Annotated in this window: 16 protein-coding genes and 1 pseudogene; 13 read left to right on the top strand and 4 right to left on the bottom strand. The window is 65.4% G+C overall.

Annotated elements, in window-relative coordinates; all coding sequences use genetic code 11:
* Positions 1 to 3: 3 nt before the first annotated feature.
* The 4 genes from RS901_RS16110 to RS901_RS16095 are packed head-to-tail and all read left to right on the top strand — an operon-like array spanning position 4 to position 2,856.
* Positions 4 to 1,209, top strand: a complete 1,206-nt coding sequence (locus RS901_RS16110; RefSeq protein ID WP_316149786.1) for a PLP-dependent aminotransferase family protein — start codon at positions 4 to 6, stop codon at positions 1,207 to 1,209.
* A 9-nt stretch (positions 1,210 to 1,218) separates the two neighbouring features.
* Complete coding sequence (locus RS901_RS16105) at positions 1,219 to 1,521, top strand: DUF1330 domain-containing protein (RefSeq protein ID WP_316149784.1); 303 nt, start codon at positions 1,219 to 1,221, stop codon at positions 1,519 to 1,521.
* Complete coding sequence (locus RS901_RS16100; RefSeq protein WP_316149783.1) at positions 1,518 to 2,498, top strand: quinone oxidoreductase; 981 nt, start codon at positions 1,518 to 1,520, stop codon at positions 2,496 to 2,498. The genes RS901_RS16105 and RS901_RS16100 overlap by 4 nt, the downstream gene beginning before the upstream one ends.
* A gap of 40 nt (positions 2,499 to 2,538) precedes the next feature.
* A complete protein-coding gene (locus RS901_RS16095) occupies positions 2,539 to 2,856 on the top strand; it encodes a DUF1330 domain-containing protein (RefSeq protein ID WP_316149782.1) in 318 nt (105 codons plus the stop codon).
* A 191-nt stretch (positions 2,857 to 3,047) separates the two neighbouring features.
* Here the strand turns inward: RS901_RS16095 and RS901_RS16090 are convergent, their stop codons facing one another.
* Positions 3,048 to 4,424, bottom strand: a complete 1,377-nt coding sequence (locus tag RS901_RS16090; RefSeq protein ID WP_316149781.1) for an MFS transporter — start codon at positions 4,422 to 4,424, stop codon at positions 3,048 to 3,050.
* 674 nt (positions 4,425 to 5,098) lie between these two features.
* Here RS901_RS16090 and RS901_RS16085 point away from each other — a divergent pair.
* The 3 genes from RS901_RS16085 to RS901_RS16075 all read left to right on the top strand — a co-directional run bounded on the left by RS901_RS16085 (position 5,099) and on the right by RS901_RS16075 (position 9,381).
* Positions 5,099 to 6,871: an alkaline phosphatase family protein gene (locus tag RS901_RS16085; protein ID WP_316153539.1), complete on the top strand. Its 1,773-nt coding sequence runs from the start codon at positions 5,099 to 5,101 to the stop codon at positions 6,869 to 6,871.
* A gap of 181 nt (positions 6,872 to 7,052) precedes the next feature.
* Positions 7,053 to 8,666 (top strand): ABC-F family ATP-binding cassette domain-containing protein, encoded by a 1,614-nt coding sequence (locus tag RS901_RS16080; protein ID WP_316149780.1) that lies wholly within the window; start codon positions 7,053 to 7,055, stop codon positions 8,664 to 8,666.
* Between the two features lie 94 nt (positions 8,667 to 8,760).
* Entirely contained in the window at positions 8,761 to 9,381 is a 621-nt protein-coding gene (locus RS901_RS16075) for a DUF2239 family protein (protein WP_316149779.1), read from the top strand.
* Positions 9,382 to 9,399: 18 nt separating this feature from the next.
* Here RS901_RS16075 and RS901_RS16070 read toward each other — a convergent pair whose 3' ends face one another.
* Both RS901_RS16070 and RS901_RS16065 read right to left on the bottom strand, forming a co-directional pair.
* A complete protein-coding gene (locus tag RS901_RS16070) occupies positions 9,400 to 9,801 on the bottom strand; it encodes a hypothetical protein (RefSeq protein ID WP_316149778.1) in 402 nt (133 codons plus the stop codon).
* A 232-nt stretch (positions 9,802 to 10,033) separates the two neighbouring features.
* A pseudogene (locus RS901_RS16065) lies at positions 10,034 to 10,363 on the bottom strand (tripartite tricarboxylate transporter substrate-binding protein); the annotation flags it as partial.
* A gap of 80 nt (positions 10,364 to 10,443) precedes the next feature.
* Here RS901_RS16065 and RS901_RS16060 point away from each other — a divergent pair.
* From RS901_RS16060 to RS901_RS16035, 6 genes are all read left to right on the top strand, one after another.
* Positions 10,444 to 10,623 carry a hypothetical protein gene (locus tag RS901_RS16060; RefSeq protein ID WP_316149776.1) on the top strand — a complete coding sequence of 60 codons (180 nt, stop codon included), beginning with the start codon at positions 10,444 to 10,446 and terminating at the stop codon, positions 10,621 to 10,623.
* A 104-nt stretch (positions 10,624 to 10,727) separates the two neighbouring features.
* Entirely contained in the window at positions 10,728 to 11,234 is a 507-nt protein-coding gene (locus RS901_RS16055) for a DUF1993 domain-containing protein (protein ID WP_316149775.1), read from the top strand.
* Positions 11,235 to 11,708: 474 nt separating this feature from the next.
* Positions 11,709 to 12,230, top strand: a complete 522-nt coding sequence (locus RS901_RS16050) for a sigma-70 family RNA polymerase sigma factor (protein ID WP_316149774.1) — start codon at positions 11,709 to 11,711, stop codon at positions 12,228 to 12,230.
* Positions 12,227 to 13,000, top strand: coding sequence for an anti-sigma factor (locus RS901_RS16045; protein WP_316149773.1), 774 nt, complete (start codon positions 12,227 to 12,229; stop codon positions 12,998 to 13,000). The genes RS901_RS16050 and RS901_RS16045 overlap by 4 nt, the downstream gene beginning before the upstream one ends.
* Before the next feature lie 135 nt (positions 13,001 to 13,135).
* The gene (locus tag RS901_RS16040; protein ID WP_316153537.1) at positions 13,136 to 13,621 is read left to right on the top strand and encodes a hypothetical protein; all 486 of its coding nucleotides are present in this window, start codon (positions 13,136 to 13,138) and stop codon (positions 13,619 to 13,621) included.
* Positions 13,622 to 13,710: 89 nt separating this feature from the next.
* A complete protein-coding gene (locus RS901_RS16035; RefSeq protein WP_316149772.1) occupies positions 13,711 to 14,076 on the top strand; it encodes a Bug family tripartite tricarboxylate transporter substrate binding protein in 366 nt (121 codons plus the stop codon).
* Between the two features lie 169 nt (positions 14,077 to 14,245).
* On the opposite strand, the gene RS901_RS16030 is transcribed toward RS901_RS16035, so the two are convergent.
* Positions 14,246 to 15,454, bottom strand: coding sequence for an MFS transporter (locus RS901_RS16030; RefSeq protein WP_316149771.1), 1,209 nt, complete (start codon positions 15,452 to 15,454; stop codon positions 14,246 to 14,248).
* Positions 15,455 to 15,537: the final 83 nt, after the last annotated feature.

Here is a 15,537-nt window from a genome sequence, read left to right as displayed (position 1 = left end):
GACATGAAAAGCAACGACATCCAGTTCTCGCGCCGGGCGCAGGCACTGACCAGCTCCGTCATCCGCGAAGTCCTGAAGCTTACGGAGAAGCCGGAAATCATCTCCTTCGCCGGCGGTCTCCCGTCCGCGCAGACCTTCCCCGTGGACGCTCTCCAGGCTGCATGTGAGCGCTTGTTTGCCGACGCTCCCGCTGCGGCATTGCAGTATGCGCCGACCGAGGGGCTGCAGCCGCTGCGCCAGTGGGTGGCGGAGAAGCACGGCGTGGATGTTGCCCATGTGCTGATCACCACGGGCTCGCAGCAGGCACTGGACCTGCTGGCGAAGGTCTTTATCGATCCGGGCAGCAAGGTGCTGGTGGAGGCGCCGACCTACCTTGGCGCATTGCAGGCGTTCTCGCTTTCCGAACCGGCCTACACCGAGGTGCCGACCGACGACCATGGCCTGCAGCCGGAGGCGCTGACCGAAGCGCTCGCGACCGGCGCCAGATTCCTGTACACGATCCCGAATTTCCAGAATCCGACGGGGCGCCGGCTGCCGCTCGAGCGCCGCAAGGAGCTGGTGGCACGAGCCGGGGAGCTTGGTGTGCTGCTGGTCGAGGACAACCCCTACGGCGAGCTGCGCTACAGCCGCTCGCCGCTGCCGTCGCTGCATTCGCTGAACCCGGAAGGCGTGATCTACATGGGGTCGTTCTCCAAGGTCCTGGCGCCGGGCCTGCGCCTTGGCTACATGCTGGCGCCGCCGGCGATCCACGCCAAGCTGGTGCAGGCAAAGCAGGCTTCCGACCTGCACACGCCCAGCTTCACGCAGCGCGTCGCTTACGAAGTTCTGAAGACCGGCATGCTCGACAGCCATATCGCCTCGGTCTGCGATCTCTATGGCAAGCACTGCGCAGCCATGCTGGATGCGCTGTCGCGACACATGCCCGAGGGAGTGCGGTGGAGCAGGCCGGAAGGGGGCATGTTCATCTGGGTCGAACTGCCGGCGGCCATCGACACCATGGCCTTGCTTGAAGAAGCGGTGGCCAGGAACGTGGCCTTCGTTCCCGGCGCGCCGTTCTATGCCATCACGCCACGCAACAACACGCTGCGGCTCGCCTTCGTCACGGTGCCGCCGCAGAAGATCGAAGAGGGCATCGCCAGGCTCGGCGAGCTGGTCGCGAGCCATCTCCGCGCGCTGCAGCCGGCTGATGCGGTCGCGGCAGTCCAGTGAGGAGAAGCCATGCGTAAAGGCTACTGGATCGCATTGGTCGACGTCACCGATGTCGACGGCTACAAAGGCTATATCGCGGCCAACAAGGCCGTGTTCGAGAAATTCGGCGGGCGCTTCATCATCCGCAACGGCGAGAAGGAGGTCGTGGAGGGATCGCTTCGCTCGCGCGTGGTGGTGATCGAGTTCAAGGACTACCAGACGGCCCTGACATGCTATCGGTCGCCCGAGTATCGGGCAGCGATGGCTCTGCGCGAGCCGTATTCGCAGGGAGACATCGTCGTGATCGAAGGATATGAGGGGCTGCCGGCATGAGCAAGACAAAGGCGATCAGGATCCGCGAGACCGGCGGGCCGGAAGTCATGGAGTGGGTAGACGTGGACCTTGGCGAGCCACGCGCAGGCGAGGTCCAGGTCAGGCATCACGCCGTAGGGGTCAACTTCATCGACGTGTATTTCCGCACGGGTTTGTATCCGATGCCGCTTCCCGGCGGCATCGGCATGGAGGCAGCGGGCGTGGTCACCGCCGTCGGCGATGGCGTGACCAGCTTCCGCGTTGGCGATCGGGTGGCCTATGCGGGCAGCGTGCCGGGCTCGTACGCGCAGGAAAGCGCGGTTCCGGAGGGCGAACTGATCCATATCCCGGACAGCGTGGATTTCGAAGAGGCTGCCGCGGTGACGCTGCAGGGCCTGACGACGCAATACCTGCTGCGCAGGGCATATCGCGTGAAGGCCGGCGACACGATCCTGATCCATGCCGCCGCAGGAGGGGTGGGTTTGCTGGTCTGCCAGTGGGCCAGGGCGCTGGGCGCGCGGGTCATCGGCACGGTCAGCTCCGATGAGAAGGCGGAACTGGCCCGCGCAAACGGGTGCGACTTTCCCATCGTCTATTCCCGCGAAGACTTCACCGGCCGAGTGCGTGAGATCACCGGCGGGGAAGGGGTGCCGGTGGTCTATGACTCCATCGGTAAGGACACCTATGTCGGATCGCTCGATTGCCTGGCCCCGCTCGGCACCTTCGTCAGCTTCGGGAACTCGTCCGGGCCGTTGCCGCCGATTGAGGCATTCGAGTTCACCAAGCGAGGTTCGCTCTTTTTCACGCGGCCGCAGTTGTTTCACTATGCCGCCCGCCGAAGCGACCTCGACGAGATGGCTGCCGACCTGTTCTCCATGATGCAAAGTGGAACGGTGAAGGCGAACATCGGCAATCGCCATGCACTCGCCGATGCCGTACAGGCTCACCTCGCCCTCGAGGCCAGGAAAACTACCGGATCCAGCATATTGATTCCGTAGACACCAGCAACATCCAACCGCAAACAGCCAGGAGCAACAGATGCCCAAGGGATATTGGATCGGTCAGGTAGAGATTACCGACCCGGAGAAGTTCGCGGCGTATAGCGAGGCCAATCGGATCGCCTATCGGAAGTATGGGGGGCGGTATCTGATCAGGGGTGGCAATGCCGACGTGGTGGAAGGCAGTTTCCGCTCGCGCCTGGTGGTGATCGAGTTCGAGGACTACGAAACCGCACTCGCATGCTACCGGTCACCGGCGTATCAGATCGCAGCCAGCCTGCGCAAGGCTGGATCGACCGGAGACGTCGTGGTGGTCGAAGGCTACGCTGGCGTGCAACCGGAGGACGTGAGCCTGTAAAGCGTCAAGGCGGTGTAGTTGTCTTCTTCCCGCGTCACTCGCTCACGCAAGGGCGACGCGGCAGCCAGGGGGCCGCTTCCGATGCGGAAGCGGTGCGGGCCTCAAGCTCGCTTTCGCGGTCCTGACGCAAGACGCGTTGCCCCTGGCATTTCTTTCGGCGGAGCGGCGCACCTCGCGATGCGCCACCCTGCTCAGATCCGTGCGTCCGCGGCCGCTGGTGCCGGCGCCGGGTTCAAGCTGATCGCCGTATCGGCATGCTGCCCGGATGCGGACAGCCGATGGTTGATGCAGGCCAGTGCCAGGGCACCCACGATGCCCGCCGCGCCGATCACCAGGAAGTTCTGTTCCAACGGCAGCTTGAGCGAGACGATCAGGCCGATCAACACCGGTGCCACGATGGCACCCAGCCGCCCGATACCCGAAGCCATGCCCACACCCGTGGAGCGGATCGACATGGGATAGAACTGTCCGCTGTAGGCATAGGCCACGATCTGCGCGCCAGTGGTGCAAGCGCCGACGGCACCGATAAGCAGGTAGAGCACGTCAGTCGAGGCCTTGAACGTCATCAGGTACAGGAAGAATGCGCCGAGCGCGTACATGCTCACCAGCACCCACTTGATGTGGAAGCGGTCAGCAAGCCAGCCGCCACCGATCGCACCGACCACCGCCCCGAGGTTCAGCGCAATGACAAAGCTCAGCGCGGAGCCAAGGCTGTATCCCGACATCGCCATCAGCTTGGTCAGCCACGTGCTGAGCGCGTAGACCATGAACAAGCCCGTAAGGAAGGCGATCCAGAACATGATCGTACTGACCCCGCGGCCATCCTGGAACAAGCGCGCCACCGGTGCGCCGGCGGCGCGGTCCTGGCGCGGTGGCTGGAAGGTGACGCCGGGATCGAGCCTCAGTTGCGGATCGATGCGGCGCACCACTTGACGCAGGTCGCGCTCGTTCTGGCGCGACACCAGGAACGACAGCGACTCCGGCATCGTCTTCAGGATGAAGGGGATCAGGAGCACCGGCACACCCGCGGCAAAGAAGACGACCTGCCAGCCGAACCCGGCGATGAACTGCTTGCCGATCACGGCGGCCAGGATGCCGCCGATCGCATAGCCGGAGAACATCACGGTCGTCATGAAGCTGCGGATCCGCCGCGGCGAATACTCGGTCATCTGCGCAACGATGTTCGGCATGACGCCGCCGATCCCGAGGCCTGCGATAAAGCGCATCACGCTGAACGTGACCGGGTCGCTGGTGAGACCCGCTGCCGCGGTGAACACGCTGAACAGGAACACGCACAGCGAAATGGTCCATCGACGGCCGATCTTGTCGGACAGGGCACCGAGGAAGATGGCGCCGAACATCATGCCAAACAGCGCTGAACTGGCCATGAAGCCGGCCGTCGAGGCAGTGACGCCCATTTCCTTCATGATCGACGGCAGCGCGGCGCCCGCTACGGCAATGTCGTAGCCATCAATAATGATCACCAGCAGGCACCAGGCCAGGACCCGCGCATGAAATCTGTTGAATCTGGCCTCATCGGCCAATTTATGCACGTCTATGTGCTGCATTGTGTGTCTCCTCCACCAGTTATGCCCTTGGAATCGTTCATGACGTCCCAGCGTGGCGCCGCCGGGCAACGACGCTCACGCCGATGGAGCGAAATATGGTTGATGGACGGAGATGCGTCAATATCATGATCTATATATCAGTGTCGTATACGGGTAATTCCCGTATTAATGCATTGTTTGTATGACAATTAAATCACCATGGTGATACTAATCCAGCCGGATTTCGTCGGGTTGTGACGAGTGGGGCACTGATGGCGGGCAGGCTCAGCGAGCCTGTATAGGCGCCGCGAAATCAGGCGGGAACCGCTCCAATCTGCTCCAATGGCCCGAGAAGATCGCCGGCTGGCAAAACAGGTTGGCGATAGAAGTGGCGGTAAGAACTGGAGGTCGGATTAGGACCCTCCCGTTTGCTATTCGGACCAAACTCCTCCAAGTAACCGGACGCGTCGCGGCAGGCGGATCGTCGCGAGCTGGAACAGACGTTGGCGGGCCTGAAGCGCTGGCGCCTGGCGCAATCAGCAGGTGGCGCTTGACGCGCATTCTCTCTTCGTTCACCTTATGTCCCCGGCATGGATGGCCGGGCGTCCCATTGCCGGCGCCAGGCTTTGTGCAGCGATCGCGCCAGCGCAGCCCGCGAGCGAACAATAAAGGGTGACCAAAGGGAGACCATCACAATGAGCAAGCTACTGCTCGGACCCGTGCTGTCGTTTCGTGGCCTCGGAACGGATGGCTCATGGAAGGTGACGGCGCTCGTTGGCATAGAAGATCAAGCCAGGGTTCCTCAGGTCACCGTGGAAGGCCGCAAGGCCGGCAAGCCGGTGACCCTGCTGCAGCATGCGGGCCGCACCTATCTGCGCTACGACTTGTCCTGCAAGCTGCGCAAGAACGAACGGCGGGTACCGTACAGCATCGAAGGTGTCGGAGAGGCGTGGCACTTTACCGTGCCCGGCAAGGGCTACGCGCCGCGCATGGCCTATGTTTCGTGCAACGGATTCTCCGACCCGAGCGGCATGCGCAAGCTGGTCAAGGCTGAGAATGCGGTATGGGCGGACTTGCTGTGCAACCACGACAAGGAAGTCCGTCCGGCAGGCTATGAGCTGGACAAGGAGCAGCTCTGGCACGAGGCGCGTACCCATGACCAGGGCAATCAGCGCTTCCATCTGATGCTGATGGGCGGCGACCAGATCTACTTCGATTCGATCTGGGAAGACATCAAGCTGCTGAAGCGCTGGATCGGGTTGACGCGAGAGGAGCAGCTGCAGTACCCGGTGGACGCTGACCTCGAGAAAGAAATCGAGGACTACTATTTCAGGCTCTACAGTGAGCGCTGGCTGCCTCATGCCAGGTCAGGGTGGGGTAGTGCAGACAAGCCGCTCGACGCTGCCCAGGCCATGGCACGGATCCCCACGGTGATGATGTGGGATGACCATGACATCTTCGACGGCTGGGGTTCCTATAGCCCCGAGATGCAGCGCAGTCCGTTGTTCCAGCGGCTGTTCTTCCATGCGCGCCGGGCATTCTGGGTCTTCCAGATGCAGCATGCCGTCGAACAGCTTCCCGACCTGGTGCCGCGCACTGACGTCAGGGTCCGGTCTGACGATCCATTGTTCGAACCGGTCAAGTGGTCTCAGGTGCTGTCTGGTGACAAGCTTGCGCTGCCGTTGCTGGACGAGCAGCCGGGGTTCACGTTCACGCATTCGGCTGGCCCGGTCAGTCTGATCGTTGCTGACCTGAGGACCGAACGATCCCAGGAGCAGGTGCTTGGACCCGGTACCTGGGGCGCACTGCAGCGGTGGCTGTCGGGGATCGAATCGGGCCACGCCGCCAACCCTGGCGGCATCAATTGCCAGCATCTGCTGCTGCTGTCCTCCGTGCCGGTGGTCCATCCCAAGCTGTCGCTGGCAGAAGCCTTCCTGGACAACTTTGGCCAGGATCATGTGCTCGACAGCAGTGCCGATGACCTGAAGGACCACTGGACCCACGACGATCACGAGGGCGAGAGGAAGCGCCTGGTAGAGACGTTGCTCAAGACAGCCAGCCAGAAGCAGCTGCGCGTGACGATTATCTCCGGTGATGTCCATGTCGCGGCCTGGGGTGTCGCCTACAGGAAAGACGTGGGGCCGAAGGACAACTGGGCGCAGATACAGCAGCTGACCAGTACGGCCGTGGTGCATCCCTCGCTGGTCGGGGTCATGGAGCGTCTGTTCTTCCATGTGCTGAACAACGTTGCCCAGTCGAAGCAGGCGCTGGATGTCAACCTGTCTGCGGAAATGATGCTCTTTCCCGGATCCAACCGGTATGTGATGCCGGCCAGGAACTGGCTTGCCATCGAGCTGGACCGGGGCACGGACAACCCGAACGGCTGCAAGCTGTGGGCGACGTGGCGGTGCGAGACCAAGGCGGCGTTCACCAATCACCTGCTGGCTACCGATCCGGTGAACTTATAATTTTAGCCGAGTCAGAGAATAGGGCGGGGCAACGTACTCAGGCATGCGTCCCCATGCCTCGCCGATTCAAACCCCATCCGCGGAGGATTCAAACCATGCGCCATTGATGCCGCCGTCTGCATGACGGCCAGTCTCCACCGCCCCCAAGCAGGGGGAGTTCCTGGCATCCGTGGAATCTTGCATGTCAAATCCCAATCTGACGCTGGAAAGCGTTTCCTACGTCCTGCCCGACGGCCGGACGCTCTTCTCTGAACTGTCCGAACAATTCGACGGTCGCCCCACCGGCCTGGTCGGGCGCAACGGTATCGGCAAGTCCGTGCTGGCACGCATCCTGGGCGGGGAGCTTGAGCCCTCCGCGGGGCGTTGCGTGCGGTCGGGCAGCGTGCATTACCTGTCCCAGCAGGCTGCGCATGCCGTGCAGACGTCGGTGGCGGGGCTGGCTGGCGTGCAAGCGGTGCTGGATGCGCTGCAACGCCTTGAGGCCGGCAGCACCGCGGCACAAGACTTCGATGACGTCGGCGAGCACTGGAACATGCCGCAACGGCTGCGGCAGGAGCTGGAACGCAATGGCCTGGGCCACCTGCAGGCGGACACCCCGGCGAGCACCCTGAGCGGCGGCGAAGCCATGCGCGTGGCACTGATCGGCGCGTTGCTGTCGGATGCCGATTTCCTGATCCTCGACGAACCCAGCAATCATCTGGACCGGCCGAACCGGCTGGCGCTGATCGCGCAACTGCAACGCTGGCAGCGCGGCCTGCTGGTGGTCAGCCATGACCGGCAGTTGCTGGAGGGCATGGCGCGCATCGTCGAACTGTCGTCGCTCGGGTTGCGCAGCTATGGCGGCGGCTATTCGTTCTATGCGCAATGCAAGGCGCAGGAGCGAGAGAACGCCTTGCAGCAGCTGGATCAGCGCAAGCTCGAACGCAAGCGGGAAGAACAGTCGCTGCGTGCGCAGCGTGAACGCCAGGAGCGGCGGCAGGCCCGTGGCAATCGGCAGGCGCGCGATGCCAACCAGGCCAGGATCCTGCTGGGCCGGCAGAAGGAGCGCAGCCAGGCATCGGCGGGCAGGCAGCGCCTGCAGCAAGCCGCCACGCGCGAAGCGCTGGATGCGCGCGTGCGCGACGCCGCGCAACAGGTGGAGGACGATGCCGCCATCGTATTGCTCGCTTTGCCTGTCAGTCAGGCCGCGCAACGCCGCGTAGCTGAACTGGAGGAGGTCGATCTGCCGTTCGTGCCGGCCGCCACGCGCCGCATCAGCCTGGTGCTGACTGGCCAGCAGCGCGTGGGCGTCGTCGGCCCCAACGGTTGCGGCAAATCCACCTTGCTCAAGCTGCTGGCCGGCCAGTTGCAGCCGCTGGCTGGCCGCTGCGCGGTGCATGTCGATGGCGCCTACCTCGACCAGCAACTGGCCGCCCTGCTGCCGCAGCGCTCAGCCATCGAACAGATGCTGGCCGCCAACCACACCGCCGGGGAGGCGGCCTTGCGCACGCGGCTGGCGCTGCTGGATCTCGATGCGCAGAAGGTCACCGCACCCAGCGGCCTGCTCAGCGGCGGCGAGCGCTTGAAGGCCGCGCTGGCTTGTACCTTGTATGCCGATCCGCCGGCACAGCTGCTGTTGTTCGATGAGCCCAGCAACCACCTGGACCTGCCGTCCGTGCAGGCGGTAGGGACGATGCTGCGCGGCTATCAGGGCGCACTGGTGGTGGTGTCCCACGACGACGTGTTCATGGCCAGCCTTGGGCTGACCCATCGCCTGGCGGCAACGTCGGATGGGTGGAGGCTGGAACCCTGGTGACCCGACAGCGAGGTGGTTTTATTTATACCCGGATGATATTGACATCTTATTTTATCCGGGTAATATTTAGGGATCGTCTCCAAGGGGCATCCCCATGATCAACGCAACGCTTCACAGCTACACCACCTTCGACGGCCACCGGCGTATCGCCACGGGTTCACTGCAAGTCAATGCGCTGGCGCTCAAGGGCGCGCTGGAAGCCGGCGCGGGCGGACCCGTGCTGGTTTTCGACGACAGCAGCGGGCGCTCGATCGACCTGGATACGAGCGGGACGGAGGCCGCCGTACTTGAGCGGACTGCCGAGCGTGCCGCGCAGCTCGAATCCCTGCGGCAGCCAGCCGGCGACAACGACGAAGCAGCGGATGTGGCCGAGCCGCGGGGCCGAGGGCGCCCGAAGCTTGGCGTGGTATCGCGCGAGGTGACGCTGCTGCCGCGCCATTGGGAATGGCTGGCCGCCCAGCCAGGCGGGGCATCCGTGGCCCTGCGCAAGCTGGTCGAGCAGGCGCGCCGGGACAACGCGGACAAGGACCGCGGCCGCCGCGCCAGCGAACGGGCCTACCACTTCATGGTGGCGATGGGGGGAGATCTGCCCGGCTTCGAGGAAGCCACGCGGGCCTTGTTCGCGGGCGATGTGGCGGGCTTTGCCCAGCGGATCGAGGCATGGCCGGTGGATATCCGCGAGCACGCGATGCGCCTTGCGGACAGCAATGCCTGAACGGCTCCGCGGTCCCGTTCAGATGCCGCCCAGCAGGTCCTGCGCATCCACGATCGCATAGGCGATCTCGGGATGCTCTTCCATGCTGCGGCGGATGGCGGCGGGGATCGACTGGCGGATCTTGCGGCACAGGCCGGGCTGCTCCTGCACCTGGATGCTGATGCCGCGCACCGTGCGCACGCCGCGGGCGCTGGGGGTGATGGTCAGCACGATGCCCAGCTGGGCCTGCATCAGGCTTTCCATGCGCTGCAATTCAGCCAGGCTGGTCAGGCTCTCAAGCCGTTCGACCAGCCGCTTTTCCTCGGCGCGGGTGAGCCGCAGCACGCGCAAGTCGGCGTTGGGGTCACTCAGCAAGGCTTCGCGCCCGCAGATGCAGGCGCCGGGCGGGCATTCCGTGCGAAGAGGGTGCGGCGCGTTCATGTGGGGCGCGGCCACAAGGCCGCAAGATAGCGGGGGCGATGACCGGATATGTTAATTCAGGTTGCCGGTCGCCGGTTGCCCGCTGCGGGCGCACCATCTTGCCCGCCGCCCCTCAGGTCTCCGGCCGCGGCACCTGGCCCGGCCGCGCCCCGCCGGATTCGCGGCTATCCCACACCTGTTGGCCTTTGGCCCGCACCGGGCCCCTGGCAATGCCTGGCCGGGCGGGCATGGTTCAGTCCAGCGGCTCGATTTGGGCCGACTTAATCAGGGCACGCCATTTGACGGTCTCGGCATCGATCAGCTTCCGGAACTGCGCGGGCGAGCCGCCGGCCGGCTCGGCGCCCAGCGCCGCCAGGCCCTTGCGCACGTCCGGCGCCTGCAGCGCAGCTTGCAGCGCGGCGTTGATCTTGTCGACCACCGGCGCCGGCGTGCCGCGCGGTGCCACCACGCCGCCCCAGGCCACGGTCTCGTAGCCCTTCAGCCCGGACTCGTCGAGCATCGGCACCTCGGGCAGCAGCGCAAGGCGTTTCAGGCTGCTGACCGCCAGCGGCCGTACCTTGGCTGGCACGCTGCGCGTGGTGCCCAGCGCCGCGTTCGCGCAGCAGCTGGTGCCGCGCGCGCTGGCGCAGCTGCGCGCGGAGCGTGACGCCGGCCATGCGCGCGGCGCTGGCGGTGCGGCCGGTGTTGCCCGCAGTCAGCCTGGAAATCCGGGCGACCCATTCCAGCCTGGCGCCGCTGCCGTTGGCGGGGCGCCGCTTCCTGGCCTCGGTCGGCAAGGTGCTGCGCGACATCCAGCCGCCTGCCGCGTGCGCGCAGGGGTAGTCCGGCAGCAAATGCCGATCCGGTCTATGCTCGCGGCAGCGGTGCGGCCCGACACGGCCCCCGACAACAAGAATTTCCAACCAGGGCCTGCACAGGAGACTCCCATGGCACTCTCGATGTACGACGTTTCGATTCCCTTGTTCATCCGCGCGCTTGGCAACCTGGCCGCGATCCTGGACAAGGGCGCGGCCCACGCCCAGGCGCAGGGCATGGACCCGGCCGACCTGATCCAGACCCGGCTGATCGCCGACATGGATGCGCTGTCGGCACAGGTGCAGCGCGCCAGCGACGCCGCCAAGGGCTGCGCCGCGCGGCTGGCAGGCATCGAGGTGCCGTCGTTTGCCGACACCGAAACCACCTTTGCCGAACTGCAGGAGCGTATCGCCCGCACCATCGTGTTCCTGGAGCAGATCTCGCCTGAGCAGCTGGAAGGCAGCGAGCAGCGCGCGATCGAGCTGAAGCTGCGCCAGGGGCCGATGACGTTCGACGGCAAGTCCTACCTGCTGGGCTTTGCACTGCCCAATTTCTACTTCCACGTGACCACGGCCTACGACATCCTGCGCCACAAGGGCGTGCAGATCGGCAAGCGCGACTATCTGGGGCTGAAGTAAGAAGCCGAGCAGGGCCAATAGGAAAAATGCCGGGCGCGAAGCCTCCCACGCCGCGGGGCTTGTGGGTCTTTCCCGTGGCAGCCCGGTGCTTCGGCGACGGGAATCTGCCGACTCTGGGGCGGCACCGCTTAAACATACTCCATGACAGTGGAATAAAGCGCCGCCGCGGCGCGTTTACTCAGTTGACAGGGTTCCGGCGGCAGCAACATCGCGCTGCCCGGGCGCGGCGTTCCCGACGTGGAGAATGCTGCGCCGCGGCCTGCCTCCTGGAGACTGAAATGAAAGTGCCCCATCTGATTTCTGGCCTGCTGCTTGCCATGATGGCGGTGGCGGCGTGCTCCACCGACAGTGGCACGGATCCACCGGGCGGTTCGTCCTCATCTCGCAGTGGCAGTAGCCGGAGCTCTGGCGGCGCAATGTATCGCGGCGGCTACTAATTGGTCCTGGCCGCCAGCCCGAGGAATGTCCATCCCGGTGAGCTTGCGCGACGACCTCGCCGCCTGCGTGCCGCAGCTGCGCCGTTACGCGCGCGCGCTGACGGGTGATGCCGCATGGGCGGACGATCTGGTACAGGACACGCTCGAGCGCGCGCTCGCGCGCACCTCGATGCTGCGCGCCCACAGCAATACGCGCGCCTGGTTGATGACCATACTGCGTCACCTCTATATCGATCAGTTGCGCAAGCACCGCGAGCTAGCGCTTGATGCCGATGACCCTGTGTGGCAGAGGCTGGAAGCGCCGGTCGGGGAGGTCGGCGGGCTGCAACTGCTTGATTTGCAGCGCGCGCTGTACCGCCTGCCGCTGGAGCAGCGCGACGTCCTGCTGCTGGTGGCGCTGGAGCAACTGAGCTACCGGGAAGCCGCCGCCATCCTGCAGGTGCCGGTGGGGACGGTGATGTCGCGGCTGTCGCGGGCACGCGAGCACCTGCGCGTGCTGCTCGGCAGCGATGCTGGAAGCTGGCCCGAGATTTTCAAAGTCGTGAGGCAGAGGCCATGACTGACGATCGAAGTTCCACCGCGCTGACGACAGGGCCGGAGTTGGAGCGGCTCTCGGCGCTGGTCGATGGCGAGCTTGCGCCGCACGAGCAGGCCGAGGTCGCGGCCGCGCTGGCGCACGATGTACAGGCCTGCGCACGTGTGGAGGATTACAGGCGTCAGGGTGCCGCACTCAGGTCGCTGTTTCCGTTGCCGACGGATATGCGCTATGTACTGGTGCTGCCGCGCCGCGCGTGGTGGCGGCGCGTGTCGGCTGCGCTGGCCTGCGCCGGCGCGGGGATGATCCTAGGCACCGGCGGCGTGTGGCTGTCGGAGCGCGAGGCCGATCCCTGGGCTTTCTCCCGCCATGCCGACCTTGCCTACGCGGTCTACGCGCCGGAGCAGCGCCACCCGGTAGAAGTGGCTGCCACCGATCAGGCGCACCTGGTGGAGTGGCTGTCGCGCCGGCTGGCGCGCACGCTGACGATTCCAGCGCTGAACGAATACGGCTACACGCTGATGGGTGGGCGGCTCTTGCCCGGCGCGGCCGGTCCGGCGGCACAGCTGATGTATCAGAACCAGGCGGGCGGGCGCCTCACGCTGTATATCACCGAGGCTGCGCCGCAGCACGCCTCCTTCCGTTTGCTGCGCCAGGAGGACCGGCGCACGTTCTATTGGGCCAGTGCGGGTGCCGGTTACGCGCTCTCGGGCCAGCGCAGCGAGCCGCGCCTGCGCGAGATCGCGATGGACGTCTGCAGCAGCGTGGGCGGAAATCCGCAGGGATGGCAGTGAGGCGCAACCTCACCGCCTGTGGAATAAAACGTGCCGCTAATCCGTTTACTTCATGCAGTGCGGGCCGGCGGCAAACCGATGTGCCATGCGCTCCGCGAGGACATACGTCGGGACTTTGAGGTCAGGGTGACAATCATGGGCAAGGTTTTGGCGGCCGCAGCGGCCGTGTGCGCAGGCCTCAGCTTTGGCGTGGCCGCGCCGGCCGAGGAATTGGTGTCGGCGCCCTGCCAGCAAGTGGTTGGACAGGCCGAGATTGACGGCGTGCTGCAGGTGATCTCGGGGGTGGCTTGCTTGCAGCCGGACGGGACGTGGCAGTTGGTCGACGGAGCGAGCGGGGTGGTCACCTATGCGGCCCCGGCCTATTACTATGATCCCTGGTACTGGGCGCCGGTCGGCGTGGGCTTTGGTGCCAGCGTGATCTTTGTTGACCGCTTCCATCACTTCCACCATATGCACCATGTGTTCGTCCGCAGGCCGGGCGTGATCGTTCGTGGTGGTTTCCATGGCGGCTTTCATTCCGGCTTCCATGGCGGTTTCCATAGGGGGTTCCACGGTGGGGGTGGAGGTGGCTCGCATGGCGGCTCTCATGGTGGCTCGCATGGTGGCGGCATGCATCACTGAGGAGGGGTGATCCGACCGGCCGAGCCAGTGATCCAGCAGGGGGGAGTCCACCACAAACCCGGGTCAGGCGCGCATCGTTGGCGTCCGGCATGACCGCGGCAGCGTACCCGGACAAGCCGGTACGCATCGTTGTGCCGTATCCGCCCGGCGGCGCATCCGATACCACGGCACGTGTGCTGAGCGAAAAGCTCAAGGAAGTCACCGGCGGCAACTTCATGGTGGCAAACCGGCCTGGCGCCAACGGCAACATCGCTGCGGAAATGGTGGCGAAATCGCCGGCGGACGGCCGCACGCTGCTGATGGCGAATGTCGGTCCGAACGCGATCAGCCAGACCATCTATCCGCACCTGAACTACGACGTGAACAAAGGCTTCGCGCCGACCGGCCAGACCACCACGGTGCCGATCGTGCTGGTTGCCGGCCCGTATAGGGGTAGCGCGCGGGAGGGGCGGTGAGCGGCGGCATGCTGCTCACCGTAGTGGTCAAGTCATTTTGGTGACAAAGAGGTCCTGGCGCGGCACGCCGCTGCCGGCGATGGCCTGGCCGACTTCCCGATGGCGGGAATCTGCGCGGGGTTCTCCTCAGCTTTCGGGGTGTTCGGGAAGAGTCGGTGCAGGGGGCAGATCAGTGCGTCATGGCACTGGCCGGAACGCCGCCACTGCGGGCATCGAAGCCCGCGGCGCGGTCCAGGCGCCCGCTCAGCTCGGTCAGGGCCAGTGCCACCAGCACCACCAGCGCGCCGATCCACGGAGTCTGCATCAGGCCCAGGTGGGTCACGATCAGCCCGCCGGCCCAGGCCGCGCCGGCAATGCCGAGATTGAAGGCGGCGATATTCAGGCCGGATGCGACATCCACGGCGTCAGGCGTGAAGCGTTCGGCCTGCTTGACCACGTAGACCTGCAAGCCGGGCACGTTGCCGAAGGCCACGGCACCCCAGGCCAGCACGGTCGCCACCACCAGCCAGCGATGTGGCGCGGTGAAGGTCAGCACGAACAGCACCAGGGCCAGCAGCAGGAACACCAGCTTCAGCGCCGGGATCGGGCCGTGGCGGTCGGCCAGGCGGCCGCCCCAGATGTTGCCGCCGGCAACCGAGACACCATACACCAGCATCACCAGGCCGACCGCGCCGGCGTCAAAGCCAGACACGTCCTGCAGAATCGGGGCGAGGAAGGTGAAAGGGATGAACGAGCCGCCATAGCCGATCGCGGTCTTGGCGTAGACCAGCAGCAGCCGCGGCTCGGCCAGCACGCGGGCCTGCTGCAGCAGCGACGCCGGCGGCGTATGCGCGATGGTGCGCGGCACGAACAGCAAGCTGCCGACAAAGGCCACCGCGCCCAGCGCCGAGACGGCCAGGAAGGTCTCGCGCCAGCCGAAGTGCTGGCCGATGAAGGTACCCAGCGGCACGCCGGTCACCAGCGCCACGGTCAGGCCCGTGAACATGATGGCGATGGCACTGGCGGCCTTCTCGCGCGAGACCAACCCGGTGGCGATGGTTGAGCCGATCGAGAAGAACACGCCGTGCGCCAGACCGGTCAGCACGCGCGCCAGCACCAGCGATTCATAGCCGGGCGCCTTCCACGCCAGCAGGTTGCCGAGCGTGAACAGTGCCATCAGCGACAACAGCAACAGCTTGCGCGGCAGCCGGCCGGTCAGCGCGGTCAGCACCGGGGCGCCGATGGCTACGCCTAGCGCATACAGGCTGACCAGCAGCCCGGCCGATGGCAGGGAAACTTGCAGGTCGGCGGCAATGGTGGGAATCAGGCCAACGATCACGAACTCGGTCGTGCCGATGGCAAAGGCGCTGATGGTCAGCGCGAACAGGGCAATGGGCATGATGCAGCCTCCGGTAAGGGCAACAATGGCAAAAGGAGCCAGGAACTGGGCGGAGTGTGCCTGGGATGCTTTTGCAGAAAAAC

The sequence above is a fragment of the Cupriavidus sp. BIC8F genome, from assembly GCF_032465815.1.
Lineage (GTDB): Bacteria > Pseudomonadota > Gammaproteobacteria > Burkholderiales > Burkholderiaceae > Cupriavidus > Cupriavidus necator.
The sequence above is the reverse complement of the archived record's forward strand: the minus strand, read 5'-3'. Positions and strand labels throughout refer to the sequence as shown.